The sequence below is a fragment of the Peribacillus sp. N1 genome, from assembly GCF_054600815.1.
Map to the genome: position 1 here is coordinate 376,737 of NZ_BAAHZO010000002.1, position 25,172 is coordinate 401,908.

24 protein-coding genes, 1 pseudogene and 1 riboswitch are annotated in these 25,172 nt (G+C 42.6%); of the genes and pseudogenes, 4 read left to right on the top strand and 21 right to left on the bottom strand.

Translation table 11 applies throughout. The features are described 5' to 3' along the window. Positions 1–97: 97 nt before the first annotated feature. Positions 98–1,303, bottom strand: coding sequence for an acetate kinase (locus tag ACYP5M_RS10260; RefSeq protein ID WP_459735011.1), 1,206 nt, complete (start codon positions 1,301–1,303; stop codon positions 98–100). A gap of 177 nt (positions 1,304–1,480) precedes the next feature. After that, positions 1,481–2,467, bottom strand: a complete 987-nt coding sequence (locus ACYP5M_RS10265; RefSeq protein WP_459735012.1) for a class I SAM-dependent methyltransferase — start codon at positions 2,465–2,467, stop codon at positions 1,481–1,483. A 610-nt stretch (positions 2,468–3,077) separates the two neighbouring features. Between ACYP5M_RS10265 and ACYP5M_RS10270 the strand changes: the two genes are divergently transcribed. Continuing rightward, positions 3,078–3,389, top strand: coding sequence for a hypothetical protein (locus tag ACYP5M_RS10270; protein WP_101222930.1), 312 nt, complete (start codon positions 3,078–3,080; stop codon positions 3,387–3,389). 206 nt (positions 3,390–3,595) lie between these two features. Here ACYP5M_RS10270 and tpx read toward each other — a convergent pair whose 3' ends face one another. From tpx to ACYP5M_RS10300, 6 genes and pseudogenes are all read right to left on the bottom strand, one after another. Next, positions 3,596–4,096 (bottom strand): thiol peroxidase, encoded by a 501-nt coding sequence (gene tpx / locus ACYP5M_RS10275; RefSeq protein WP_101222931.1) that lies wholly within the window; start codon positions 4,094–4,096, stop codon positions 3,596–3,598. A 176-nt stretch (positions 4,097–4,272) separates the two neighbouring features. Continuing rightward, positions 4,273–4,755, bottom strand: a complete 483-nt coding sequence (gene ytfJ / locus ACYP5M_RS10280; protein ID WP_137018154.1) for a GerW family sporulation protein — start codon at positions 4,753–4,755, stop codon at positions 4,273–4,275. A 16-nt stretch (positions 4,756–4,771) separates the two neighbouring features. Continuing rightward, positions 4,772–5,464 (bottom strand): DUF2953 domain-containing protein, encoded by a 693-nt coding sequence (locus tag ACYP5M_RS10285; protein WP_434167538.1) that lies wholly within the window; start codon positions 5,462–5,464, stop codon positions 4,772–4,774. Between the two features lie 100 nt (positions 5,465–5,564). Then, positions 5,565–5,984: an RDD family protein gene (locus ACYP5M_RS10290; protein WP_434169706.1), complete on the bottom strand. Its 420-nt coding sequence runs from the start codon at positions 5,982–5,984 to the stop codon at positions 5,565–5,567. 132 nt (positions 5,985–6,116) lie between these two features. Beyond that, complete coding sequence (sppA, locus tag ACYP5M_RS10295; protein ID WP_350299709.1) at positions 6,117–7,118, bottom strand: signal peptide peptidase SppA; 1,002 nt, start codon at positions 7,116–7,118, stop codon at positions 6,117–6,119. A 274-nt stretch (positions 7,119–7,392) separates the two neighbouring features. Beyond that, positions 7,393–7,566 (bottom strand): annotated as a pseudogene (locus ACYP5M_RS10300) (4-hydroxythreonine-4-phosphate dehydrogenase PdxA); the annotation flags it as partial. A gap of 152 nt (positions 7,567–7,718) precedes the next feature. Between ACYP5M_RS10300 and ACYP5M_RS10305 the strand changes: the two are divergent. Continuing rightward, on the top strand, positions 7,719–8,519 hold the full coding sequence (locus ACYP5M_RS10305; RefSeq protein WP_101222940.1) for an NAD kinase: 801 nt from the start codon (positions 7,719–7,721) through the stop codon (positions 8,517–8,519). A 38-nt stretch (positions 8,520–8,557) separates the two neighbouring features. Here ACYP5M_RS10305 and ACYP5M_RS10310 read toward each other — a convergent pair whose 3' ends face one another. Genes ACYP5M_RS10310 through ACYP5M_RS10330 form a run of 5 tightly spaced genes read right to left on the bottom strand, consistent with a single transcriptional unit; the run spans position 8,558 to position 12,144 of the window. Further along, complete coding sequence (locus ACYP5M_RS10310; protein WP_434167539.1) at positions 8,558–9,328, bottom strand: TatD family hydrolase; 771 nt, start codon at positions 9,326–9,328, stop codon at positions 8,558–8,560. 18 nt (positions 9,329–9,346) lie between these two features. Then, entirely contained in the window at positions 9,347–10,090 is a 744-nt protein-coding gene (locus ACYP5M_RS10315; protein ID WP_434167540.1) for an ABC transporter ATP-binding protein, read from the bottom strand. Next, a complete protein-coding gene (locus tag ACYP5M_RS10320) occupies positions 10,074–10,856 on the bottom strand; it encodes an ABC transporter permease (RefSeq protein WP_434167541.1) in 783 nt (260 codons plus the stop codon). Before ACYP5M_RS10320 ends, ACYP5M_RS10315 begins: the two co-directional genes overlap by 17 nt. Continuing rightward, positions 10,853–11,137, bottom strand: a complete 285-nt coding sequence (locus ACYP5M_RS10325) for a thiamine-binding protein (protein ID WP_034309193.1) — start codon at positions 11,135–11,137, stop codon at positions 10,853–10,855. The genes ACYP5M_RS10320 and ACYP5M_RS10325 overlap by 4 nt, the downstream gene beginning before the upstream one ends. Before the next feature lie 11 nt (positions 11,138–11,148). Next, a complete protein-coding gene (locus ACYP5M_RS10330; RefSeq protein ID WP_459735013.1) occupies positions 11,149–12,144 on the bottom strand; it encodes an ABC transporter substrate-binding protein in 996 nt (331 codons plus the stop codon). A gap of 133 nt (positions 12,145–12,277) precedes the next feature. Next, a riboswitch (TPP riboswitch) is annotated at positions 12,278–12,387 on the bottom strand. Between the two features lie 313 nt (positions 12,388–12,700). Here ACYP5M_RS10330 and ACYP5M_RS10335 point away from each other — a divergent pair. Continuing rightward, positions 12,701–13,528, top strand: coding sequence for a protein-glutamine gamma-glutamyltransferase (locus ACYP5M_RS10335; RefSeq protein ID WP_459735014.1), 828 nt, complete (start codon positions 12,701–12,703; stop codon positions 13,526–13,528). A 67-nt stretch (positions 13,529–13,595) separates the two neighbouring features. Here the strand turns inward: ACYP5M_RS10335 and rarD are convergent, their stop codons facing one another. From rarD to ezrA, 7 genes are all read right to left on the bottom strand, one after another. Further along, positions 13,596–14,525 carry an EamA family transporter RarD gene (gene rarD / locus ACYP5M_RS10340; RefSeq protein WP_459735015.1) on the bottom strand — a complete coding sequence of 310 codons (930 nt, stop codon included), beginning with the start codon at positions 14,523–14,525 and terminating at the stop codon, positions 13,596–13,598. 81 nt (positions 14,526–14,606) lie between these two features. Further along, complete coding sequence (locus ACYP5M_RS10345; protein WP_459735016.1) at positions 14,607–16,208, bottom strand: amidohydrolase; 1,602 nt, start codon at positions 16,206–16,208, stop codon at positions 14,607–14,609. A 150-nt stretch (positions 16,209–16,358) separates the two neighbouring features. Then, positions 16,359–17,942, bottom strand: coding sequence for an acyl-CoA synthetase MbcS (mbcS, locus tag ACYP5M_RS10350; RefSeq protein WP_427571729.1), 1,584 nt, complete (start codon positions 17,940–17,942; stop codon positions 16,359–16,361). 879 nt (positions 17,943–18,821) lie between these two features. Further along, a complete protein-coding gene (locus ACYP5M_RS10355) occupies positions 18,822–19,028 on the bottom strand; it encodes an alpha/beta-type small acid-soluble spore protein (protein ID WP_034309203.1) in 207 nt (68 codons plus the stop codon). An 82-nt stretch (positions 19,029–19,110) separates the two neighbouring features. Next, entirely contained in the window at positions 19,111–20,322 is a 1,212-nt protein-coding gene (thiI, locus tag ACYP5M_RS10360) for a tRNA uracil 4-sulfurtransferase ThiI (protein WP_427571727.1), read from the bottom strand. After that, entirely contained in the window at positions 20,319–21,467 is a 1,149-nt protein-coding gene (locus ACYP5M_RS10365) for a cysteine desulfurase family protein (RefSeq protein WP_459735017.1), read from the bottom strand. The genes thiI and ACYP5M_RS10365 overlap by 4 nt, the downstream gene beginning before the upstream one ends. 232 nt (positions 21,468–21,699) lie before the next feature. Next, entirely contained in the window at positions 21,700–23,394 is a 1,695-nt protein-coding gene (gene ezrA, locus ACYP5M_RS10370; RefSeq protein ID WP_459735018.1) for a septation ring formation regulator EzrA, read from the bottom strand. A gap of 168 nt (positions 23,395–23,562) precedes the next feature. Between ezrA and hisJ the strand changes: the two genes are divergently transcribed. Further along, positions 23,563–24,366, top strand: a complete 804-nt coding sequence (hisJ, locus tag ACYP5M_RS10375) for a histidinol-phosphatase HisJ (protein ID WP_452444559.1) — start codon at positions 23,563–23,565, stop codon at positions 24,364–24,366. Positions 24,367–24,380: 14 nt separating this feature from the next. Here hisJ and refZ read toward each other — a convergent pair whose 3' ends face one another. Beyond that, the gene (refZ, locus tag ACYP5M_RS10380) at positions 24,381–25,019 is read right to left on the bottom strand and encodes a forespore capture DNA-binding protein RefZ (RefSeq protein WP_101222952.1); all 639 of its coding nucleotides are present in this window, start codon (positions 25,017–25,019) and stop codon (positions 24,381–24,383) included. Between the last annotated feature and the right edge of the window lie 153 nt (positions 25,020–25,172).

Below are 25,172 nucleotides of genomic sequence, written 5' to 3' on the forward strand. Positions count from 1 at the left end.
GACATAAACTCCATGAGGAGTCGGACTTTGAGGAGGAAATTTCATGGGAAAGACCCCTTACCAGTGGAATAAGGGATCATTATAAAAAAACAGGAAGTCATGTTTTCCAAGTTTCGCTCAAGGCTATCTTCATCGTATCCCTGACAATCATGATTTCTTCATTAGTGGGGATGACCATGACTTTTACAGGGGAATAGGGTGCATTGATGAACGCTTCCTTACCCGAGATGCGATTGAGATCCTTATCCCAATAAACTCCCATGAATTCAAGTCCCTCCAAGATTCGGCCCCTAATGGTTTGACTGTTTTCACCGATGCCCGCTGTAAAAATGATGCCATCCACACCTCCCATTTTAGCTGAATAGGAGCCAACGTACTTGTGAATTCGGTCTGCGAATACTTTAAGTGCGAGTTCAGCCCGCTCATTGCCTTCATCCGCTTCAGCTTGAATATCGCGCAGGTCGCTGGAAAAACCGGAAAGGGCCAGGATGCCGCTTTTCTTATTCAGGACATCCAGAACTTCATCTACTGTTTTACCCGTCTTCTCCATGATATAAGGAATCAATGCAGGGTCGATGTTCCCTGAACGCGTTCCCATAGTAACACCGGCCAATGGTGTAAATCCCATTGATGTATCAATTGATTTGCCGCCCTTTATGGCCGTGATGCTTGCACCATTCCCTAAATGGCACGATATCAATCGAAGCTGTTCAATTGGGCGGCCAATCATTACGGCAGCACGCTGTGATACATATTTATGTGAAGTACCATGAAACCCATACTTCCTTATTCCGTATTTTTCATAATATTCAAGAGGCAAGCTGTACAAATAGGAACCTTCTGCCATCGTTTGATGGAAGGCAGTGTCGAATACCGCAACCGCTGGCACATCATCCAGTGCTTGCCTGAAGGCTTTGATCCCGGTGATATTGGCGGGATTATGAAGGGGCGCCAACTCGGAAAGCTTTTCGATTTCCTCTATTACGTCCTCCGTAATCAAGACCGATTCGCTGAATACCTCACCGCCATGCACCACCCGATGCCCTACGCCATCTATCTCTTCAAAGGAGTCAATGATGCGATGGTCAATCAGCTTTTCCAATAAAAGCCCTACAGCCACTTCATGATTGGGTATATCAAGCGTTTCAGAAACCTTGTCGCCTTCGACGCTTAAAGTAAATGCGGAATTTTTCAAACCGATTCTTTCTACAAGACCTTTTGTAATTACTTTTTCACAAGGCATCTCAAAAAGCTGAAACTTCAATGAAGAGCTGCCCGCATTAATAGCCATGATTTTTGACATCCATCCTGCTCCTTTTCTCTAAGCTAGTTCTTCCAATGTTATCTCAACGAAACGTGCAGTGTATTGTACAATCTTATCATGACAAGCAGGTTCAACCAAATATTAATGGACAATTGCAAATAATCACTCTCAAATAAAAAAATGAAAGCCAATGCCCGGGGCATCAGCTTTCATTGACTATTTTTCCTCTTTAAACCAATCGTCCATCTGTTGCATGACAGACCTTGTCGCTTCGAAATCCGACAACTTCGGAAGCTGTACGAGCAATGCCTTCTTCGGTGCTTCGGTACCCTCTTTTTTCTTTTGAAGAATCAGGATGCTTTTCGCAGCCGCTTCACTCTTAAACATGGAAAGCGGCAATTGCACCATCCCTTGAATATGTGTATGCTTCTTCAGGAAATCATTGAGTTTCGGCGCTTCCTCCGAGACGAACAGGTTATTCGGGACAATGAAGAATAGATGTCCGCCATCCTTCGCGTGTTTAACACCTTGTTCAATAAACAAATGGTGTGCATACGAATGTCCCTTATCGGCCTTCAATTCATATTCAGCTGCACGCACATCATTCGGATAATAACCAATCGGCAAATCACTGACCACAACATCTGAAGGATCGATGAAAAGCGGCTCCAGGCTGTCCTGGTTGAAAAATTGCAGCGGGTGTTCTTGCAGGTTGGCACCTGCATAAGCAAGCCTGATCAAGGTTTCATCAATCTCGACACCATATGAAGCGATGTTTTTATCAGTAAGTTGATTCAAGATCGCAAATAGTAAGTTCCCCGTTCCGATGGCTGGATCGAGCATGACTATCTCTTTTTGATCCTTTGTGAACTTACCGACTAAATAACTGACGAACATGCCGACTGCATCAGGAGTCATATGATGATTCGGCTGAACGCTCTGCTGCATGCCTTTTAAAATGGCAAGCTGGTACGCTTTTCGGATTGCTTCTTTTTCATATTTCCCTGGTGAAAATGAAGCATAATGCTTCACTAACCTTTTTTTCGATACTTCACTGATTTCCTCCTGCAGGACTTTCCCTTCGAAGAAATTCTCGCCCGTTTCACCCAGGGCATCCAGATACGTACATGATAGTTCACTTTGCAATATTTGGGCTGTTTCATCAAATTCATAAAATAATTGTTCAACTGGGGTAGACTTCACTTATTAATTCCTCCTGTTTGCTTCTGTCCCTATTTTAAAGGTAAGAAGAAAGAGATACAAGCCGTACGTCCTGCTCATCATTCTTCGTCTGTTTAACGTACCGTTTTCCGTTTTGAAATTATTAAATACAAGGTGTAAAATTCGGACGTTGATTTCCACTTCAGGCACTCGCTTTCCGCGGGCGGTCTGCACTCGGCTTGCGACTGCGGGGTCTCCCCTGGACGCGCTTTTCCCGCAGGAGTCTCGTACCTTACGTTCCAAGCAACTTTGTTTTGAAATTTAGATAGAAAACCTTTTGTCTAAAAAAGTGGCTAGGAATGGTCACAACCCGAACCATAAAATGTTTTGGTGGACTTGATTTCCACTTCAGGCACTCGCTTTCCGCGGGCGGTCTGCCCTCGGCTTGCGACTGCGGGGTCTCCCCTGGACGCGCTTTTCCCGCAGGAGTCTCGCACATCCGCTCCAATCAACTTTGTATAAAAATTTCAGATAGAAACCCTTTTGTCTAAAAACTCAAATACGGATTGTTTTGTTGCCCTGTATTTTTTATTACTTGGATAGGCTCAATGAATGCCCCAACAGAATACCATGCATGAGGTGGTGATTATATATGGATAATCAATATCAAAACTATCATGGGCAGGTTAATCCGATAAATCAGCAACATGATATTCAGTCAGCAGATGAATTAAACAGGCAACAACAGGGGTTTCAACAAGGGTTTCGACAAGGATTTCGACAAGGGTATCGACAAGGGTATCGAGAGGGATTTCGAGCAGGGCAACAACAGGGGTTTTTCCCAGGACCAAGACAAATGCCGTCGTGGCCTAATGAAATTGACATAAAAGTTGGAACACCTAATGGTCAAGAGTGGTCTGGCAAGGTTGTTTTACCACAAAATGGTCCGACTTTCGAGCCTTAACTGATCCAGCATATAATAAATGAAACTCGTCAAAAGAAACGAACTGTATCGATCGACCTCAGAAATTAATAATAAGCACAACTCAAATGAATATTAGAGCCTAAAAAGGACCTGTCCAATTCAACGACAAGGTGTTTATCAACAAGAAAATCAACATTAAAACAAAAAACCGGGCACATTGAGCCCGGTTTTTTAAAATTTGCATCTTATTTTGCCGCTTTAGCCGCTTCGATTGCACCTTCGTAATTAGGATGGCTGGTACCTTCACTTACATATTCTACATATGTGATTTCATCAGAGCTGTTCACTACGAATACAGAGCGAGCCAATAGACGAAGTTCTTGCATGACGACACCATATGCTTCACCGAATGAAAGGTCACGGTGATCGGAAAGAACTTGAACATTGTCCAAGCCGCTTGCAGCACACCAGCGTTTTTGCGCGAAAGGAAGATCGTTACTGATCGTAAGTACTTTTACATTATCCAATTTTGCCGCTTCTTCATTGAATTTACGTGTCTGTGCGTCACAAACACCTGTATCCACAGATGGCACCACGCTGATAATGCGGACAGAACCTTTGGAGTCGTTTAAAGTAACCGGTGATAAGTCATTAGCCAATACTGTAAAATCAGGTGCTTTGTCCCCAACTTTTAGTTCTGGTCCCACTAAAGTGATCGGGTTGTTTTTAAATGTAACTGAAGCCATTAAAAATTCCTCCTTTTTCTGCTATATGTACAAGCATAATAATATTTGTTTTGCCGGAATTTTGCAATTAATTGAATTGGGAAATGTGATTGGCGCTTGTACATGACTTCCAAGCTTTTGAATGTGTAATAATATACTGCAGCAAAAATAAAAACTCGGCGGATGCCGAGTCGCAGTTAGAAATCTATATCCATTTTAGGTTCTTGGTACCTTTTTGCAGCTGGTTGACTGCCGCCTTGGTTTTGATTACTGCCCTGCTTTTGATTATTGTCTTTCTTGGATAGCATGGACTGAATCTTATCGACGACTTGAGGAGCTAAATCCATCATTTTTTCGAGAAGATGCGTCCCTTCATCCAGATGGATCATTTTCACCCCATGGGAACCGACAATCAAAAAGGCAATTGGTGTTATGGAAACCCCGCCGCCGCTACCGCCGCCAAAAGGCTGCTTGGAACCACCTTGCTGTCCTTGATGGTTTCCGTCCATCACAAATTCACTGCCACCGGCTGCAAAACCAAATCCCACTTTGGATACGGTTAAAATGACACTTCCATCCGGAGTTTCCACCGGATCTCCGATGATCGTGTTCACATCGACCATTTCTTTCAGATTTTCCATTGCTTCTTTCATTAAACCTTGGATCGGATGATCTGACATTTAAATTCCCTCCACTCTAGAACGATTGTTTATTGGAATCACCTGATAGCTTCGCTAATTTACTCGACTTGAAATGCGGCTTTCCGCCTTTCCAATAACGAAGCAGTTTTATTCCAGTCACCATAGCCTGCCCGATTCTAAATTGTAATATGCAGGAAATCGACGTGTTTGCCTGCCATCTCTGAAAGTCGGGTGTAATGGAATAGGAGGGCATGATCCGGAAGTTGAAATAGGTTGTCAGCAAACCGATGATGGAACCTTTGAGTGCCCAGCATGCTCCAGTTAAAACACCGGTGTGTGCAGCGTTTTTAGTACCGACCTTACTATGCCAAGTGAATTTTTTGACTTGGACTTTCCCAGCGAAGTGACGGACGATCTTATGGAAACCGATTATATGCTGAAGCATCTCCAGAATGTCTGCGAATCCTTCACGCATATCTTCGGCTGTAATTTTTTTCTTTTCTTCCTTTTTTGTTTTTCCGTTCATTTCTTGCTCTTCGTTTACTACTACAGTTGTCGAGTCATCTTCCATTTTGATGACCGGAACCTTGAATGTATAGTGAAAAAGCCCATACCAGGCTGATAATTTAATATGTATTAGGTCATTCGTTTGGACACGTTTGTAGTCGATGGACACTCTTACTTTAGTGAAAACAACTATTAGCAACACCAAAATGAGGATACCTATAATCAACAAAAGCCACTTCATGCACCCACACCCCTTCAGCCTATCATTATCGGCATATGCAAAAAAAAATAAACCTGTAAAAGCGAAAATCACGCTCTTACAGATTTATGACTGGAAGAAATCATCTTCTGATCAACACAACGCCCGTGTCTGCAAAGATATCATGCAAAGCCTGTTTCTTCGGTAATAGGCCTGCCAAGAGATAGCCGATCCAAGTGACCTTTGAAATATAGCGGCCAATCAGCTCCCTGAACAAAATCGTGCCCCATGAAATGTTTCTTTTCTCTTCCTTCAATGCAACGACTTTCAGTCCAAAAATCATTTTACCAAGAGTTTGGTTCAAGAATTTGGTCATCAAAACAAAGTATAAGAAGAATACGACCCCCGTTAAAAATCCCTCTGCGGAAAACCAGAGATCATCTGTCCCTTCATAAAACTTGAAGATGGGATGAATCAAAATCCTGTTCAAACTTCCGATAACCAATAGGTCGGCTAAATAGGCCCAAAACCTCATCCAAAAACCGGCAAAATGCACTTTCATTACTCCGTCATCATCCACGGCATTACTGACTGGTGTAAATCCCTGCTCAACGGGAACCTCTTGATCTGCCATTAGATTGGATGAAGCAATTTGTTCATTATTTTCATTTCGTTCCGTCATCCTTCAGCCCCCCTATTCCGCATACAAATACATTAAGCGTGGAGAATTTGAAGAGGAAAGGATTTTTGTCAAGACTGCCGTTTCCACATCATTTCCCAACATTTTTTGCGCACCCATACTGAATAATGAACCGAATCCTGCCTCATCTGTATAACGGATAACTTGAGCATCCTTTTCACCGATATCCGTTTTCATCGCGGCAATTACATCATCCAAATGGCCGAAATCATCGATTAGATGGTTTTCTTTAGCCTGACGTCCATCATAAATGCGGCCATCTGCGATTTCCCTTACTTCCTTCTCTGACATACCGCGTCCATCTGCAATGATTTTTACAAATTGGTCATAAGAATTATCGATCATGTCTTGGAGTATTTCACGTTCTTCACCAGTCATTTCCCGGGTCGGACTCATAATATCTTTGTGTGGTCCGCTTTTGATGGTTTGGAACTCAACACCATACTTCTTGGCCAACTTCTCGTAATTATACCCCTGCATGATGACACCAAGTGAACCCGTCATCGTTTCCGGACTAGCATAAATCTTATCGGCTGGTGCAGAAATATAATACCCACCTGAAGCTGCCATAGACCCCATTGATACATAAACAGGTTTTTTCACTTTCTTGATATCAAGGATCTTTTCATATATCTCTGCACTTTCGACGACACCGCCGCCTGGAGAATTCACCCGAAGGATGATTCCTTTGATATCATCATTTTCCTCAGCCATCTTCAGCTTATCCATGAAGGCACGGTGATTATATGTTGCCGAACTAAGTAATGAGGCTTCTCCTGTATCTTGAATCGTGCCCTCTACATCGAATACGGCAATTACATTAGAGAAATCATCGCCTTCTATGACTTCCTCGTAAAATGCACTTTCAGAAGCAAATAAGTCATCAATGATATTTTCCGTATCCGCTGTAAATATAGTCGTAGCCGTGCCTACAACAATAGAAACAAAAAATAAAACGGCTGCAATTCCAAGTGCCGCCCAACGCTTTCCATTCATCTGTTTTCCCCCTTAAATATATGTATCCTTCTTACCATACGAACTAAAGACGAAAATGTTTCATTCCATGATAAACCAAGACATATAAAATTGTAGCAAATAATCCTCTAATTGGAAATATATTGGTGCATTTTGCACAATCTCCATTTATTTTTCAATCTTCATTAATATATTAATTTTACCAAGTTTCAATTTTTAGCGGAGCAGTAAATGCCGTAAACGGAAAATCAGCTCAACTAAAAAGCTGCCGGGATCATCCCGGCAGCTTCTCTATTTATTGCTTTGGAGCTAATTCAATTGCTGACTGAATGGCCGCAAGCATGCTTTTTTCATCAGCGATGTTCTTTCCAGCGATATCAAAGGCTGTGCCATGATCTACGGAGGTCCGGACAATTCCGCCCTTGAGCCCTACGGTAATATTGACCCCAGCCTCAATCCCCTCTTTCTTTTCGTTACCGCTTTAACAAAAATGCTTCATTCCATGATAAACTATTTCATATAAAAATGTACGAAATGTGCAGCTGCATTTTGTACTGCGGTTTTACTTTCTCAAAAGAAAAGAAAGCCCTTTCATAAACATACATACTAGGAGGGATCATGATGAACACTCGAAGGAATATTTATTTTTTCCATGCACCGAATGCAGAGATGCTTAGCAAGATTGAATACTTGTCAGACTTGGCGAAGCAACATTCGTATGAAGTCATCCAGGATTTCACAAAAGCAAACATCATCGTAAGCATCGGTGATGACGGCACATTCCTGCAGGCAGCCCGTAAAACCGGGTTCAGGGATGACTGTTTATATGCTGGCATTTCCACCACAGGTAACTTGAATATGTATTGCGATTTCCACTTGGAAGATACGGATAAAATGATCGATGCCATGACTAGAGAGCAAATCGAGGTGCGTAAATATCCAACCATCGATATCCAATTGGATGATCAGCCCTCCTTTTATGCCCTTAATGAACTCAGTATCCGGTCTTCCATCACCAAAACGTTCATCATGGATATTTTCATTGATCGACTCCATTTTGAAACTTTTCGTGGGGACGGAATCATCATTGCTACTCCGACCGGAAGCACCGCCTATAATAAATCGGTCAATGGGGCGGTTGTCGATCCCCTTCTCCCTTGCTTTCAAGTGAGCGAGCTTGCTTCCATCAATAATAATACCTATCGGACCTTAGGTTCCTCATTCATTCTTAGCGGTGATAGGACTTTGACCATCCACCTTGAACAAAACGGACCAAGCTATCCGATCATCGGAATGGACAATGAAGCCTTAAGCATCAATCATGTCGAACAGGTAAAGGTCCGGTTAAGCGGTAAAGTCATCAAGACCGTTAAGCTAAAAGACAATTCCTTTTGGGAAAAGGTTAAAAGGACCTTCCTTTGAACGTACTAAAAAGGTACCGGATATGATAGCCGGTACCTTTAAATATGATAAAAATCTTTCGTATTTTGATAAAGGGTTTCATAAACATCCTCAATCGGCAATCCTTTAATCGAAGCAATTTGACGCACACTGTCATGCATCATGCCGGGATGGGTCCATTTCCCTTCGAAAACCCCTTCAAACGGCCATGGGCCATCCGTTTCAATCATCATCAGCTTAAGTGGGTATGCCGAAACTAATTCCTGTATTTCCCTCTCATAACAAACATCAGGTGTAATCGAAATGAGGTAGCCCTTTTCGGCCATTCTTTCGACTGTGCGGATATCTCCTTTAAACCAATGAAAGTGCGCCTTTGTGATTTGATGCTTATCCAACAGGTCGCAAACGATAGGTGCATCTTCATGGACGGCATGAAGGATAACCGGCTTTTCCATCTCTTTAGCAAAAGCCAGGAACTTCTCCAATATCACTATATACGCTGAGTTATCCATATCGGGATTTTCCTGCCTTAGATAATAGGGCAGTCCAACCTCACCTATGGCAACCATATCTTGACGATGTTCCCGCATCCAGTTCAATAATTCGTTCACTTCTTCATCACTCGGGAGGGGCTGCTCTGGATGAAAGCCAAAGGCTGGCTTAACTCGGGAATCCTCCAGTGAAAGCTGATAATTGTTAATAGAAGAAGCCAAATTCATGGAAACAGTCAGCAAGGATTGCAAATGAACCTTTTCCATGTCAGTCAGAATCTGCTTCCGCTTAACAACATCATATTTATCCAAATGGATATGGCTGTCGATGATTCTCAAATTTAATAGCCTCCTTACTTAAGTAGAAAGAGTTGGCATTAATGCTGCATATAACTCTCTTTTCAAATGAAAAAATTCATCACTAAGAAGCTGTTCTTCACTTCTTGGCCTTGGAAACGGAACTTTGACTTCTTTGATGACCGCAGCCGGTTTTGCAGATAACACATAAATTCTATCGGATAGGAAAACCGCTTCATCTATGCTATGCGTAACAAAAAGCACCGACCTCCGATTTTCCTCCCAAACCGACAACAGCCATTTTTGCATTTGCAATCTTGTCAGTTCATCCAAGGCAGAAAAGGGTTCGTCCAGGCACATCAAGTCCTGTGGACTTAAGATACTCCGGATGAATGCGGACCTTTGCTTCATGCCTCCTGATAATTCATGCGGATATGCTTTCTCATACTCTTCTAATCCAGCTTTCATCAATAGGGCTTTTGCCTTTTCTTTATCTCTGATCCCAGCAAGTTCACTTCCCAGCAAAACATTTTCCAATACCGTTCTCCAAGGTAAAAGGGAAGGCTGCTGCGGCATATAGCTGATATGGCCCTTTAAACCATTTATCTTTTTACCATCCAGTGAAATGATGCCATGATCCGGCTTCAAAATACCTCCGATCAAGTGGAACAAAGTACTTTTACCGCTGCCCGATGGCCCAAGGATAGTGACAAATTCCCCATCAGCCACACGAAAATTCATGTTCTCCAATATATTCTGTTTACCATCGAAAGAATAGGAGACATCTTTAATTTCCAGCTTCATCCTTGCCGCCCTCCTTTCTCTTCCAAGAAACTAAGTATTTCTCCAGGAAGGTGATGATTCCAAAAAAGACCATGCTCATTCCCATAATGATGAAAATGGCAACAAACACCCGGTCTGTCCTGAACGCAGAGGACGCGAGCGTCATATAAACACCAATCCCCGATTTTGCCCCGAGCCACTCTGAAATAACCGCACCCATTACGCTATAGGTTGCCGAAATTTTCAGGCCGGAGAAAATGAATGGGATTGAGTGAGGAAATTCCAGCTTCCAAAATAACTGGTTTTTCCCCGCTCCCATCATCTTGAAATAATGCTTAAGTTCGTATGGTGTCTGGCGAAAACCGTCCAATGATGCAACCGCAACCGGAAAAAAACATACGAGCGAAATCACTATTAGCTTAGGCAGCATGCCAAAGCCAAACCAGATCACCAATAGCGGGGCCAAAACTATGATAGGTATATTTTGTGATAGTATGAGCAGAGGATAAACCGCGTCCTTCACACCTGGAAATAGGTGTAAGGTTGCAGCAACCAATAAGCCGATGCAGCTTCCAATAAAAAAACCCGACAACGCAAGCTCGGTTGTCGATATAAGGTGTCCGTAAAGATTGCGCGACGACTCAATTCCTTCAATGAAAATGGCCGATGGAGCGGGAAGCAGCCATTGTTCAACCTTCAATAAGACTGTCACTGACTCCCAAACTATCAGCAACAATAATAAAAGAAAGAAGGGAGCCCCCTTCTTCCAAATTCCCCTTCCGATCATGCCCGATATTTCTCCGTTAACGTATCCATCGTAATCCCGCTTGGCTGATATAATATTTTCACTTGGGAAATGACATTCGGCGATCCTATTTCAATCATTCTTACATTCATTTTTTCTATCACGGCAAAAAGTTCGGAAAGCTCCCCCTCCATTGTCGTTTCAAGCGGGTGAACCTCATACTTGACACCTGATTCTTCAATGATCTTGATTGCTTCATCGACCATAGGGATGACATTTTCCCCTTTAGGAATAATTTGTATACTAATTAATGAATTGGCCATTGTATTTCCTCCTATTTTGGTAAAAATTCATTTGTAAATGCCTTTTCAGGATCGAAATCACCTTCAAGAAGCTTATTTTCAGTCATCCACTCACTGTAATTCTTCCAAATTTCAAGCTTTTGTTCACCCCATCGCGGAGCATCATCCTGATACTTGGCTGCAAGCCACTCCTGGCTTTTCTTAACTAGTTTTGCATCAAGATCCGGCGCAGACTTAATTAACATGTCTGCTGCATCAGCAGGATTCTTAATCGCAAACTGGTACCCTTTTGATGCTGCATGAACGAATGCTTTAACAGTTTCGGGATCTTCTTTTATCATCTTTTCATTTGTAGTCAAAACAGGCGTATAGTAATCAAGCTTATCAGAGTATTCGGTTAAGTAAACCATATTAAGCTTTTCATTTCGCAACTCAGCCTCAATGCCTGTCCATCCATAATAAATCCAGGCAAAATCTATATCCCTTTTAACCGAAGTGAAAAAATCCATGTCTCCTGTATTGACTATATCCACTTTATTTACATCCGCATTTTCTTTTTTCATGAGTGAATCAATAATGGCCTTTTCAACCGGAGAACCCCAGCCACCATACGTTTTCCCTTCAAAATCATTGGGAGTTTTAATGTCCTTTGCCTCAGGGGAAGCGAATCCAGAGGTATTATGCTGGATGACTGCAGCAATCGAAACAATTGGCACGCCTTGCACGCGGGCCTGTGTTATGCCCTCCTGGTAGCTCACGCCAAATTCAGATTTTCCTGAAGCGACAAGCTTATCCGCTCCAGCTTCACCTGGCATGATAATTTCCACATCAAGACCTTGCTCTTTAAAGTAACCTTTTTCCTTTGCAACATACAATCCTGTATGGTTTGTATTCGGTGTCCAATCGAGCACGACCGATACCTTTTTTAATTCTTCATTTTTAGTTGCTTCTTCTTTTTCATTAGTTCCGCCTGCACCACATCCAGCCAAAAGGAACAACGAAGTTAACAGTGGTAAGAATTTATTCAAGTTATTATCCTCCTACACATCATATAAGATCCATATGCCGGAACCATAATGGGGCTCCAGGGTCTATTCAAATACTGGATAAAAAGCAAAAAACGCCCGAAGATGAATTCGGACGTTAACATACAAAACAGAAAGTCAGTAATAATATGTTCCCTCCGCTGGCATCACCCAGATCAGGTTCAAAGAGTCAGCATCTAAAGGATGCAATCTCAGCCAGCAGTACTGGCCCCCCTACATTTCTCGCACATATGAACTTTTCTCTCTCATTATATCAATTCATATGGAAAAGGGAATACTAATTTGCTTCTTATCACTAATTGGAAAGGTATTCCTTACTCTTAAGGATATCTAGCAAAACATCTTTTGGAACGAAAATCATTGAAATCAATGTAATTCTGCCTCTTTTCATTCCAATCATTCTTGACTGCAGAGGTGGCTGACAATTTCTAAATAGTCATTTCTTTGCAGGCATTCATATAATGAGCATTATCTGTAGACATTTATGTTTACTGGTTTTATAAACCGTTAATTTAATAAGCAAAAGGTGGATATGATCATGATAAAGATTAATCACAGATGGTTAGATGTCAGTCACATCCAACCAGGAATAGCATCTGCTGAGTCGCTTGAAATTCTCCAATTGCTGGGTGAAGATTCTAACGTTTTTGAATACCGGAACTTTGGAGATTTTAATTTCGATATACAGCTGAGGAACCGAGTCATAGAAGCAGCTATTGCGTTGGATAAAAGCGGTCCAGAATTTTCCACACTTGAGGAATCTCAATCCAATCAACAATATTGGCACCTTTCAAAGGATGGCACCTTTACCCTTCAGCCAGGGATTCTCCCTCATGCTGCACTCGTTGACATTTTCATGAATGGAAGGCTTTATGCCTTCGAATGCGGGACAGCAATCGTCGTCACTTTTTTAAAAGCCATTTTGGATTCAATCGGCCCTAGGAATTTCGATTACCTTTTTTCAAACCTTTTTTTATATGACTGGCGCCCTCCGGAGAATATGGCTCTTAATATTCATCAAGGAAGGGATTATTTACCAGGCGATTGTGTTTACTTCATAAACCCTGATCATGACGAGACAACTCCTGAATGGCAAGGTGAAAATGCCATTTTATTAGGGAGAAACCTCTTTTATGGCCACGGGATCGGGATAACGACGTCACAGGGAATCATCGATGAATTAAATAGCAATAGAAAGCCGTACGCAACCATATCAGCATACCTGACAACGCATATCATTTTCCTGGATAGTTCCTTCTATAGACAATTCCAACTAAATATCCCCCGAGCAAAGCACGATCACAGTCCTGTCAGCCTTTCCAATTGTATTGTTTCTGAAATAGGTTCGAAGATTTACCTTTCATGACCTTTCTGTTTTATATACCGGCATATAAAAATGCTTGGGGAGAGATCTCCCAAGCATTTTTTCATATTCATGCACCAATATTTCCTTTGCCTTTAAGCCTGCGGGCATTCGCCTGACCCCATTTCGTTATGGATAGTGTATAAACCGCCAAGGCTGACCATATGAACAAAAAGGCTAAAAGATGTGCTTTGGTAAAACTTTCATGATAGATGAATACCCCGATCAATAAAGATAAGGTCGGAGCGATATACTGAAAAATGCCAAGCATCGATAACGGGATCTTCTCCGCCCCTTTTGCAAAATATAAAAGAGGCAAGGCCGTGACAATCCCGCCGCCCACCAGCAGCAAGCTTGTGCTTCCCGCTGTAAAGAATTGCATTTCTGAACGGTTCATCAAGTATATCAGGTAACCAAGGGCCAGAGGCGTTACCATCATCGTTTCGAGCGTCAGCCCGATCGCCGCTTCGGCCTTGATCATTTTTTTTGCCAGACCGTATAATCCAAAGGTCATGGCCAAAACAAGAGAGATCCACGGGATCGTGCCGAAATGAATGCCCAGGATCAAGACTCCGATTCCTGCAAGCAGGAACGAAATGATTTGGGCCCCGCTCAATTTTTCTTTTAAGACTATCACTCCCAATAGTACACTGACTAGCGGATTGATATAATATCCAAGGCTCGTGTCGAGGATCCGTCCTGTATTAACGGCCCAGATGAACACTCCCCAATTAGCTGTAACAAGCAGTGACGCCGTAAGTAATGCCGCAAAGAGTTTGGGATTTCCCAATATGTTTTTGACATAGGCAAGAAACGCCTGCCATTTTTTCATGAACATCAATAAAACCAGCATGAACACGAAAGACCATAATACCCTCTGGGCTAAAATTTCTGTTGCACCGACCCCCTGAAGGAACTTCCAGTAAATCGGCACGACTCCCCACATCATGTAAGAAAGGGCTGCATAGATCGCCCCTTCTTTTTGTTCATCCACTTTCATAACCTGCCTTCTTTCCATTTACATTCCTTTTATCTAATTCCATCAAACAATTTTGTATTTCCATTTCTTTTTTTGCAACTGTTAATTTTTATCATACATGATTTTATCATCGATGACCGTCATGACCGCCTCAGCTTTTAGGAGGTCATCCGGCGCAACAGCAAAGACATCCAGATTAAACACGGTAAAATCGGCATCGTACCCTTTATTGATCACACCGCGGCGTTTTTCCTGGCCGATTGCTGCAGCACTCCCTTTGGTATACAATGCGAAAGCCTCGTAAACGGAAAGCCTTTCAGACAAGCCATATACGGTATGGTCCTCACTATTGATTTTCATCCTTGTGACAGCTGCATGAATGCCCAAAATTGGATTTAATGGCTCAATGGGTGCATCCGACCCACCCGCACAAATGATGCCCAAATTCAAATAGGTTTTCCAGGCATATGAGGATTCCAACAGATTGGCTGGAACCTTTTCTTCCACCCATGGAAAATCGGACGGGACGAAGCCTGGTTGGATATCAAAGATTAACGGCAGCTTTGCCGCCCGCTGCAACAGCTCCGGCCGGACGATCTGCGCATGGATGAGCCGGTCCCTCTGTCCCTCTAGCGGGGGGAGGGCCTCAATTGCATTCAAGACGTATTCAAAAGCGAGATCGCCAATCGCATGGACAGCAATCGGCATTCCGGCATCCCTTGCTTTTTTCACCCATTCCTGAAGCTCGTTTTCAGTAAATATCGCGACTCCATTCGTATTCTTTTGATCTACATAAGGCTCGCTCAACAGGGCTGTTCGTCCCCCTAAGGAGCCATCCGTAAATATCTTCATGCTGTCGAATTTAATATATCGCGTACCTTTCTGATAACCGCCTCCTGCTGCCAGCATTTCTTCAAACGCTTCATGATGGACAAGCAAGTTCGCGCGAAAGGCCATTTCCCGGTCCTCGATTACCGATTTAAACGCCTGATATGTCGGCATGAAGCCATTATAGTAATGGAGGTCCTCAGTATGTCCGCCAGTCAAACCTAGCTTATATGCGTCTTCTATGGCCTCTGTGAGTGCGTTTTCGATATACTCTTGATCAATGCCGGGAAGACTGTCTAAAATAAGGTTCTGTGCCTGACTTTCTTTAAATAAACCATTTAAACGTCCGTCAGGATAACGGCAAATCACCCCGCCTGAAGGTTCTTTAATATCTTCTTTAATATCCGCTTCCAAAAGGGCGCGGGAATTGACCACCAAGGCATGACGGCAAATCCTTTTCAATACGATGGGATGTTCCGTCGATATCACATCGAGCTCATCCCGTAATATCAATTCAGGACTCGGCCATTCGTTTTCATTCCACCCTTCGGCAACGATCCACTTTCCAGCCGGGGTCTTTGAGCACTTTTCCTTCAAGGATTTCATGATCGACTCCCTGCTATCCATCAAAGAAAGGTCTAAACGAAGCAGCCTTTCACCATGCCCGACCAAATGAAGGTGACTATCCACTAACCCCGGCAGCATCGTTTGTCCTTTTAAGTCGATTTCCCTGGAAATATTGCCGGCATACTCATTTTTCAAATAGCCCTGGCTGCCGGTATCAACAATTACCCCCTTTTCAGTGTAGACTGCATCCACTTGATCATTTTCTTTAATCATCGTATAAATCGACCCATTGAACCATAACGTTCCCACCGGCTTTACACTCCTTATTAAATGATTGTTACTGTGCAGATATGCAGTAAGTGTACCATCTCATATCACGAATTCCCATATTTATGCTTTTATCCAAGCCCCTGTCAATAAAAAACGCCAGCCTTGGAGGCTGACGGTCATGCATTTCGATCAATTGTTAAGGAGTGCTTCTTCCCTTTTCCGTAAATCCACCCGTTTGATTTTACCTGATGTCGTTTTGGGCAGCTCTTCTAAAAATTCGATTTTCCTTGGATATTTATATGGGGCAGTCAATTCTTTCACGTGCGATTGAAGCGTCTTGATCAAGTCCTGGCTGTTCGGATCGATATCATCCATCAAGACGACATACGCCTTGACCACATTTCCCCTTATTTCATCAGGACTTGCTATAACGGCACATTCTTTAACATATGGATGCTTAACGAGTGCATCTTCCACTTCAAACGGTCCAATCGTATACCCCGAGCTGATGATGATATCATCGGAACGACCCTCAAACCAGAAGTAACCATCCTCATCCTTTTTCGCCTGATCGCCAGTGATATAATAATCCCCACGGAATTGCTGCGATGTCCGCTCGGGATCTTTAAAATATTCTTTAAAGAGTGCAGGTGTATCGACATGTACGGCAATATCACCCACTACACCAGGAGAACAGGGCTTACCGGAATCATCAATGATATCCACATGGTTGCCCGGTGTCGGTTTGCCCATGGAGCCCAATTTAATTTCCATTCCTTTTGTTACACCTACCAACAGGGTATTTTCGGTCTGTCCATATCCATCACGCACTTCAATATGGAAATGGTTTTTAAAGACCTCGAACACTTTTTGATTTAAAGGCTCTCCCGCTGATACAGCACTATGAAGATGGGATAAATCATAGTCATCAAGGTTTTCCACCTTTGCAATCAATCGATACTCGGTTGGTGTGCAGCATAATGCATTCACTTTGTAGTCCTGAAGCAACTGTAGATACTTTTTCGCCTCGAACTTCCCATGGTAAGCAAGACCGGTCGCTCCCGTTCCTAGAACCGCCAGGAAAGGACTCCAAATCCACTTTTGCCACCCTGGACCCGCAGTTGCCCAAACCACATCCGTTTCGCTGATGCCGAGCCAGTTTGCAGCAGACGTTTTCAAATGTGCATAAGCCCAGCCATGTGTATGGACGACCCCTTTTGGATTTCCTGTCGTTCCGGAAGTATACGATAAGAACGCCATATCCCCACTCTTCGTGTCGGCCATTGTCAGCTGATCGGATTCTTTGCCGGCAAGCTCATTCAAATCCAGCCAATTTTCGATTCGTTTTCCGATTGAGAATTTCAGAAGGCTTTCCGCTCCTTCTATTTCATTCAATTCATGAGTATATTCATGATAACTGATGATTCCTTTAACATCACCATGGTTGACTCGATACTGCAAGTCTTTCGCACGAAGCATTTCCGAACAAGGTATGACAATCATGCCAATTTTCAATGCGGCTAAATACACTTGATATGCTTCCACCAAACGAGGAATTATGATAAGGACCGTATCACCTTTACCCAGTCCTTTTTTCTTTAAGGCATTTCCAATTTTATTTGCACTTTTTAATAAATTCTCATATGTAAGTTGTTTTTTATCTCCGGTTTCGTTCTCCCAGAGTACGGCAACTTTTTCTGGATCTTTTGCATAACGTTCCATTTCACTCACTAAGTTGTAATGTTCCGGAGCCAATAAGTCTTCACGCTTCATATTCTTCCCCTCCAATTATGAACTCTTAGTACCTACTCATTATACAAGATACTTCTCTAATATTTCTATTTATTTTTACAAATAAATAAAGAGAGCGGGTTTAGGAATCCACTCTCTTATAGCCTTTTGACAACTCTTAAAGTGAGTTTGTCTGCAGTTTTTCTTTTTAAAAATTCCGCTGATTTCAGAAACCTGCTCCCTTTCCGCTGACTGTCTGCCAAGCCTCCTTGGCGCAAGCGCCTGTGGGGTCTTGGCTAGCCAGTTATTCGGCAGGAGTGACGCAAATTTCTTCCATCCTTTAAGAAATACTGTAAAAAACTATGAAGGATAATCTAGTTTACTTTTAAAATTTTGGTTCGGGGCGAGAGCAATTCGGAACTCCTTTTGCCGGAAAATTGATGGAACCGCCAGACTGTAGACGAATTGGAGAAGATTAGCCAGTTTCCCTACAATATTTCTTAAAATAGAAGTTCCAGTGATTGGAACGTAATGTACGAGACTCCTGCGGGAAAAGCGTGGCCAAGGGAGACCCCGCAGGCGAGCGCCGAGGAGGCTTCCGGACCGCCCGCGGAAAGCGAGTGCCTGGAGTGGAAATCATTACACATACCCCCTTTCGGAAATTCGCTCCCTTTCCGCCGACTGTCTGCCAAGCCTCCTCGGCACAAGCGCCTGCGGGGTTTTGGCTAGCCAGTTATTCGGCAGGAGTGTCGCAAATCTCTTCCATCCAATAAGGTTTCATATTATATAAAACAGTAAACAATTATGTAGTAAAACTAAGGAATTTATTAAATCGTTAATTATTCAGCCGTCCACGAATTCAGTCCACAAACGAAAGAGAGCGGGTGTTAAAACCCGCTCTCTGTAGCCATATTTATTAAATTATCTGTTGAAGCCTCCGCCTAATTGTTGTTCAGCCATTTGAACAAGGCGTTTTGTGATTTCTCCACCAACTGAACCGTTAGCGCGAGATGTTGTGTCGGCACCAAGTTGTACGCCGAATTCTGTAGCGATTTCATATTTCATTTGTTGTAGAGCTTGTTCCACTCCAGGTACCAATAATTCGTTTGAGCTGTTGTTGTTTGCCATGTGTTTTTCACCTCCTTGTGATTATAGAGTGTGTTAAAACACATGGCTTCATTCGCACTATTTTATTGGTAATTACAGGATATTAAAATAAGTCTTCCATCGCTTCTTCCTTATCGAAAGTCTGACCAGGTTTAACTGTCAATACTTCTGTTTCGGAGACTGCTTTTTCAATCAAGGAATCAAAGTCGACGAAGCTTTCATAGTAATTGACTTTTTCACGTTTCGGTTTCGTTTTTGGGCTTGCCGGCGTAAAGACCGTACAGCAATCTTCGTATGGCAGATTGGATATTTCAAAAGTATCAAGCTCTCTTGCAATTTTGATGATTTCCGTTTTATCCATGGTAATCAGGGGGCGCAGGATCGGTGTATTCGTCACCTCATTGATGGCGAACATGCTGCTCATCGTCTGGCTCGCAACCTGCCCAAGGCTTTCACCGGTAATCAGTGCCATGGCTTCTTCCTTTTCACGAATTCGATCGGCGACCCGCATCATTAAACGACGGGTAGTAGTCATTGAGTAGTTTTCCGGGATTTGTTTTTGAACTAATAATTGGATTTCCGTAAATGGAACGATATGCACTTTCATGCTTCCATTTATTTCGGCAAGCTTGCCCGCCAAATCAATGACCTTTTGACGTGAACGTTCGCTCGTGAACGGTGGGCTGTAGAAATGGATAGCTTCCACGTCCAATCCCCGTTTCATCGAAAGGAATCCCGCAACAGGGCTATCAATCCCGCCTGAAAGCATCAGCATCGCCTTTCCGCTTGACCCGAATGGAAGACCGCCTGCCCCCTGGATGATTTCACCTGTCAAATACACGGCTTCGCGTCTCACTTCCACTAACAGGTTCAAATCAGGGTTCTTTACATCCACTTTTAAATCCTCTGTATTTCGAAGCAAATGCCCGCCGATTGCCCTGTTAATTTCATCGGTATTATATGGAAAATCCTTATCCGCGCGTTTTGTCGTGATCTTGAACGTTTTTACCTCTTCAAGAGTATGATTCAGGTAATACAATGCTGCCGTTTTCATCACTTCCAGATCACGCTCTATTTTTATCGCAGGGCTTAATGACTGAATTCCAAAAATGCCTTTCAATCGTTCAATGACAGGCTTATGGTCAGCACCGTTCAGGAGTACGTACATCCGCTCCCGGTTGGCTGTAAGCACTACACCTTCAATATCTTTTAAACTCCAGCGAATATGTGCCTTCATTTTGTCTACAAAGCCTTTACGGTTTCTTTTTTTCGTGGAGATTTCTCCATAACGGATAATTATATGATCAAATTTCATTTTGCAACCCTCATTATTTTTTCTAAATTAGCGACTATTTTCTGTATCGCCGCCAGAACTTGCTTTGCTTCTTCGATTTCATTGCCATAGGTAGTACTGATTCGGATGACGCTTTCGGAACGAGCCGAATTATGGAACATTGCATCCACCGTTTTGCTTATCGTCCTTTTTTTCGAAGAACAGGCACTAGTTGTCGAAACATATATTCCTTCCGATTCTAGTGCATGCAGCAATACCTCGGATTTAAGTCCGGGAACGGAAAAATTCACAATATGTGGTGCCCCTTCTTCAGGACTGTTAACCAATACCCCGTCCATTTCCTTCAAACCTTTATATAAATAAGTTTTGATTTGCTGCAGCTTATCATGATACAGCAATTGATTGTTCATACTAATACGCAAAGCCTTTGATAGGGCGACGATTCCCGCAACATTTTCGGTGCCGCTCCTGATTTTCGTTTCTTGATTACCGCCATGGAAAAGCGGATCGATCCGAACGCCTTCACGAACATAAAGGATGCCCGTCCCCTTCAAGCCGTGGACCTTGTGGCCGGAAATTGTACATAAATCCACATTGGCATCACGCAATGATAAAGAAACTTTGCCTGCTCCCTGCACATTATCGACATGAAAGAGCACGTTTGGGTATTGTTTTATCAATTTGCCGATTTCAGCAATCGGCTGTATCGAGCCAACTTCATTATTAACATGCATGACGGAAACCAGAATGGTATCCTCCCTCAATGCATCCTTTAGGTCCATTTCATCAATTTGCCCAAATTCATTAACGGGAAGATATGTGATCTCATAACCCATTTTCGTCAATGATTGGCATGCATCTTCTACAGAAGGATGTTCAATCACTGTCGTGATTATGTGTTTGCCGCGATTTCCCTGAAAGTGTGCGGTTCCTTTAATGGCAAGATTATTTCCTTCCGTCCCCCCGGAAGTGAAATATATTTCCGAACTCTTCACCTTTAATAAATCAGCGATTTGCTTTCTTGCAGCGGAAAGCAGTTTTTCGGATTGCACCCCAAGTCCATGAAGTGAAGAGGGGTTCCCGAAATAGTCCGAAGTAACCTTCATGAATGATTCGATTACTTCGGGATATGGTTTTGTTGTTGCACTATTATCAAAATAAATCATGGGCTCACCTTCCATGTTTTTGTATCTATGATGGTCACTCTACTAAATATAAGTTTCAATGTTGCTGTTGCAACATCTAATATTAACATAATTGAATTTGAAAGAGAATGTAAAACACTGGTCCATGAATGATAGGAGAATTGCTTTTTTTATTCCTCAGAATGATTTAAACTTCCCACCTGTCTATTCACGGTCCATCCGGTAAAAGAAAAAAACCCGCCTTGGCGGGTTTTTAGGAAAGGACTTCTTCTATGTTCGCCCCGATTTTTCGTAAACTGCCTGGGTCGACCTTTTCTATGGCCGTTGCTGCCGTTTCCAACGCTGCTTGATATTCATAGCTTCGGAATTTCGCCTCGGCTTCCCTAAGGCTCTCGGCAACCATATCGTGACTGCTTCGATAGCGATTTCCGAATTGGATCACCTTTTCGGCCAAATACATATGTTCGATTATTTCTTGGGCTTTTTCGTGGACCCTATTCACCTGTTGAACCGCTTTTTCCAAATAAATATAAACAGCTGCCATGTCAAGCGGCTTTTCTTCAAGTTTCCCCTGGACATCATCCATGCTTTCTTTGGCATCAGATAGCACCAATTTATACTCTTCCGGAAGACCCGGAATATTGCTTTTTGCAATTAATCGTCCAGTATCGACCATTTTACGTTTCAATTCAGCCAGTGAATCCCTGGCATCCATTTCATCTTTCCGTAAAGCCTGTAATTTAATGGTGAAGTCTTTCTGATTTTCCTGTAATTCCTTCAACTGTACAGCCAGCCCCTGCATCTCTTCGCTGATAAGGGAGCTTGCCATCACATTATCCTCCATTTTCAATACAAGCAATTGATGGCGTTTCGAAATCTGGGCAATCTGCTTTTCCATTTTCCTTTGTGCATCGAGCTCATTTTCCGTCAGATGATATGTGTGTTGAACATGTATGGTTTCAACTTTAAGTTTATCGTTTTCATATTCAAGGTCACTAATCGTTTTCCTGAGAACTTCATCATTTTTCAAGATATACTGTTTTGAAAGTACTTCTTTTTCCAAAAGGTCATAAAGCACCTCAATGCTTTCGCGCATATCTTTAATGCCTTTATCCACTGCTTCCGTTTCGGCATTTTCCAATTGTGTTTTATATAGTTCCAGCTCTTCCTCAAGCCGGGATATTTCCTGCTCGAATTGGATATGGCTCAACAGATACCCCTGTCCTGACATCTCCTCATAACCATCCTTCAATTCTTGAAGTTGGGAATGCAGCTCGGATTGGCTATCTACCAATAATTTCGGGAGCATTTCCATTTTAACCGACAGAACCGCCAATTTTTCCTTAATGGATAGAACAAGCTCCCTCGCATTCAAATAATTGCCATTCACGGTCTCTTCGTCATACTTTTGAAGGATCTGCAATACTTCATCCAAGGTACTTTCCAGCTTATCAGCAGCTTTCCCGTAATTATGCCTGTGTGCAAGCAGGGATTTCTTCAATTGACGGTAGGATTCCTTGATATCCTCAATTTCCAATCGGTTTTTTTCCTCACTGCCTACGAGTTCATTCAGTTCGTATAAGATCTTTTTGATCATTTCCTCGATTTCATTCAGCTTGACTGTAATTTTGCGCTGTACTTCTTTTGATCGGCTGAAACGGTATTTATCGACGAATTCCTCGGCATCGAATAAAAGCTCTTCGACTTCGGGCATATGATCAGTAATGATGGCGTCCCATTCAATGCGCCAGTTTTCGAACATTTCCTCTGTTTCACCTGTCATGTTCAATTGTTTGACTTTAGAAAGCTCTTCCAGCACGGGGCGGTGCATGATGCTTATTTTCCAGGATTCCAGTCGATCGATTTCTTTAAAATATCTCTTTTTGAAAAAATAACCCCAAATGATGAAAATCAAAATTAATACAATTACCCCAATTATGTAATCCATGGTAAGCCCCCTGTTCTAATCCTTACAGTCTTGCCCGTTTATATATCAATTTTAAAAATGTTAAATTTAATGCTTTTATGATACCATGTTAGCAATAATTTTTGACGAGAAAAATGTTTTTTTTGTAGAAAATTGCTACAAATACCTGTTTTTTGGGAGGGAAGGACCATGAAAGCTGACGGTCATGTGCACACTCCGTTTTGCCCTCACGGCTCTACGGATAAATTCGATGAATATATTACGCGGGGAATCGAACTAGGATTAAAGGAAATCACATTTACGGAACATGCTCCATTGCCACGAAATTTTCAAGATCCTACGCCTGAAAAAGACAGCGGCATGGACGCTGCCCTGCTCCTGGATTACTTTCAAGAGCTCCGCGTACTTAAAGAACGCCATAAAGACAAAATCCTGATCAAAACAGGTCTGGAGGTTGACTTTATAGAGGGTTATGAAAAAGAAACAAAAGAATTCCTCGACGAAATCGGAGAATTCCTTGATGATAGTATACTTTCCGTCCACTTCATCAAGCATCAAAGCAGTTGGCACTGCATCGATTTCAGCGAAAATGGGTTTGGTGAGATTGCCAATGAACTAGGTTCAGTTGAATCGGTGTATGCCAAATATTACGATACTCTGGAAAAATCAATAACAACTGATTTAGGCATTTATAAACCAAAACGGATCGGGCATATTACGCTTGTCCATAAATTCCAGCATCGATATCCGCCGGCTTCTAGTTTTGACGAGCGGGTTTACAAGGTGCTCGACATGATCAAAGAACAAAGGTACGAACTAGATTATAATGGAGCCGGGCAGGTAAAGCCGCTATGCCGTGAACCATACCCTCCTGAACGGTTTGCAAAGCGTGCTTTCGATCTCGGCATTCCGCTTATTTACGGTTCCGATGCACATCAGGCTAAGGATTTGGGTCAGGGCCATCAGGCACTGATTGAAGGGTTCAATGGGTAACTCATGTATACACTTCAGCTCCGCCCGGCTAACAGTGGCTGTAGGTCGATGAAAAGGGTATCCTGCAAAAAACGTCCGACTTCATTGGCATATATATTCGTGTAGTAGGCTTCCTGCGGGAACACATGAAGCACATCCATCGCATAATGGGTATGCAGGACAGGGGCCGTCAATAAACCCTTCAATTGCAGCATATACATGGGAACCGAGACCTGCTGGAAACTCCTGCTCTTGATCCCCTGTTCCAAAATATATTGAAAATAAGACTTTTCCTTTGTAAAATAAGTCGAATGAATTTCACGATTTAAATTGGAATCGAGTGAAGATTCCCCATATATGAACCGTGCAGCAAGGAAGTTTTCCCTCTGGAAAGCGAGAATATCCTTTACAAGATTCATCAAGCAATGCTGCGGACCTTTTAGTTCCAGCAGTGTCATGTTCGTCTCAAGGACCAGGATATACTCTTCTAAATAGGAAGTGAAACAGAATTCCAGCAACCCCTGCTTATTCTTGAAATAGTAGGCAATATTCGCAGCGTTCACTTTGGCTTTATTCGCAATATCCCGTATGGATGTAGCATGATAGCCTTTTAAATGAAATAAATGCAATGCAGCTTCAACAATGGCTTGTTTCGTTGGCGTCTGGCGATTCATTCAGGCAATCCCTCGCTTTCTTTGAGACAAGTCTTGTGGACTATTTCTTCACGGAAGAGCCTGAATCCTTTAGTAAGTTCTCGACAATTTCCCAACAATAAAGCAACATGATTAGAAAGTGCTGTAAAAATATGCGGAAGACAGGTGAACGCT

Excerpts from the sequence above, each read along its gene's own strand:
- rarD (WP_459735015.1), bottom strand. The coding sequence starts at position 14,525 with ATGAAAGTGGATGAACAAAAAGAAGGGGCGATCTATGCAGCCCTTTCT.
- ACYP5M_RS10315 (WP_434167540.1), bottom strand. The coding sequence starts at position 10,090 with ATGAAGCTGGAAATTAAAGATGTCTCCTATTCTTTCGATGGTAAACAG.
- ytfJ (WP_137018154.1), bottom strand. The coding sequence starts at position 4,755 with ATGTCAGATCATCCGATCCAAGGTTTAATGAAAGAAGCAATGGAAAAT.
- ACYP5M_RS10270 (WP_101222930.1), top strand. The coding sequence starts at position 3,078 with ATGGATAATCAATATCAAAACTATCATGGGCAGGTTAATCCGATAAAT.
- ACYP5M_RS10325 (WP_034309193.1), bottom strand. The coding sequence starts at position 11,137 with ATGGCCAATTCATTAATTAGTATACAAATTATTCCTAAAGGGGAAAAT.
- ACYP5M_RS10305 (WP_101222940.1), top strand. The coding sequence starts at position 7,719 with ATGAACACTCGAAGGAATATTTATTTTTTCCATGCACCGAATGCAGAG.
- ACYP5M_RS10285 (WP_434167538.1), bottom strand. The coding sequence starts at position 5,464 with ATGAAGTGGCTTTTGTTGATTATAGGTATCCTCATTTTGGTGTTGCTA.
- ACYP5M_RS10290 (WP_434169706.1), bottom strand. The coding sequence starts at position 5,984 with ATGAAAGTGCATTTTGCCGGTTTTTGGATGAGGTTTTGGGCCTATTTA.
- refZ (WP_101222952.1), bottom strand. The coding sequence starts at position 25,019 with ATGAATCGCCAGACGCCAACGAAACAAGCCATTGTTGAAGCTGCATTG.
- ACYP5M_RS10355 (WP_034309203.1), bottom strand. The coding sequence starts at position 19,028 with ATGGCAAACAACAACAGCTCAAACGAATTATTGGTACCTGGAGTGGAA.
- mbcS (WP_427571729.1), bottom strand. The coding sequence starts at position 17,942 with ATGAAGCGTGAAGACTTATTGGCTCCGGAACATTACAACTTAGTGAGT.
- sppA (WP_350299709.1), bottom strand. The coding sequence starts at position 7,118 with ATGAATGGAAAGCGTTGGGCGGCACTTGGAATTGCAGCCGTTTTATTT.
- ACYP5M_RS10335 (WP_459735014.1), top strand. The coding sequence starts at position 12,701 with ATGATAAAGATTAATCACAGATGGTTAGATGTCAGTCACATCCAACCA.
- tpx (WP_101222931.1), bottom strand. The coding sequence starts at position 4,096 with ATGGCTTCAGTTACATTTAAAAACAACCCGATCACTTTAGTGGGACCA.
- hisJ (WP_452444559.1), top strand. The coding sequence starts at position 23,563 with ATGAAAGCTGACGGTCATGTGCACACTCCGTTTTGCCCTCACGGCTCT.
- ezrA (WP_459735018.1), bottom strand. The coding sequence starts at position 23,394 with ATGGATTACATAATTGGGGTAATTGTATTAATTTTGATTTTCATCATT.
- ACYP5M_RS10320 (WP_434167541.1), bottom strand. The coding sequence starts at position 10,856 with ATGATCGGAAGGGGAATTTGGAAGAAGGGGGCTCCCTTCTTTCTTTTA.
- thiI (WP_427571727.1), bottom strand. The coding sequence starts at position 20,322 with ATGAAATTTGATCATATAATTATCCGTTATGGAGAAATCTCCACGAAA.
- ACYP5M_RS10260 (WP_459735011.1), bottom strand. The coding sequence starts at position 1,303 with ATGTCAAAAATCATGGCTATTAATGCGGGCAGCTCTTCATTGAAGTTT.
- ACYP5M_RS10365 (WP_459735017.1), bottom strand. The coding sequence starts at position 21,467 with ATGATTTATTTTGATAATAGTGCAACAACAAAACCATATCCCGAAGTA.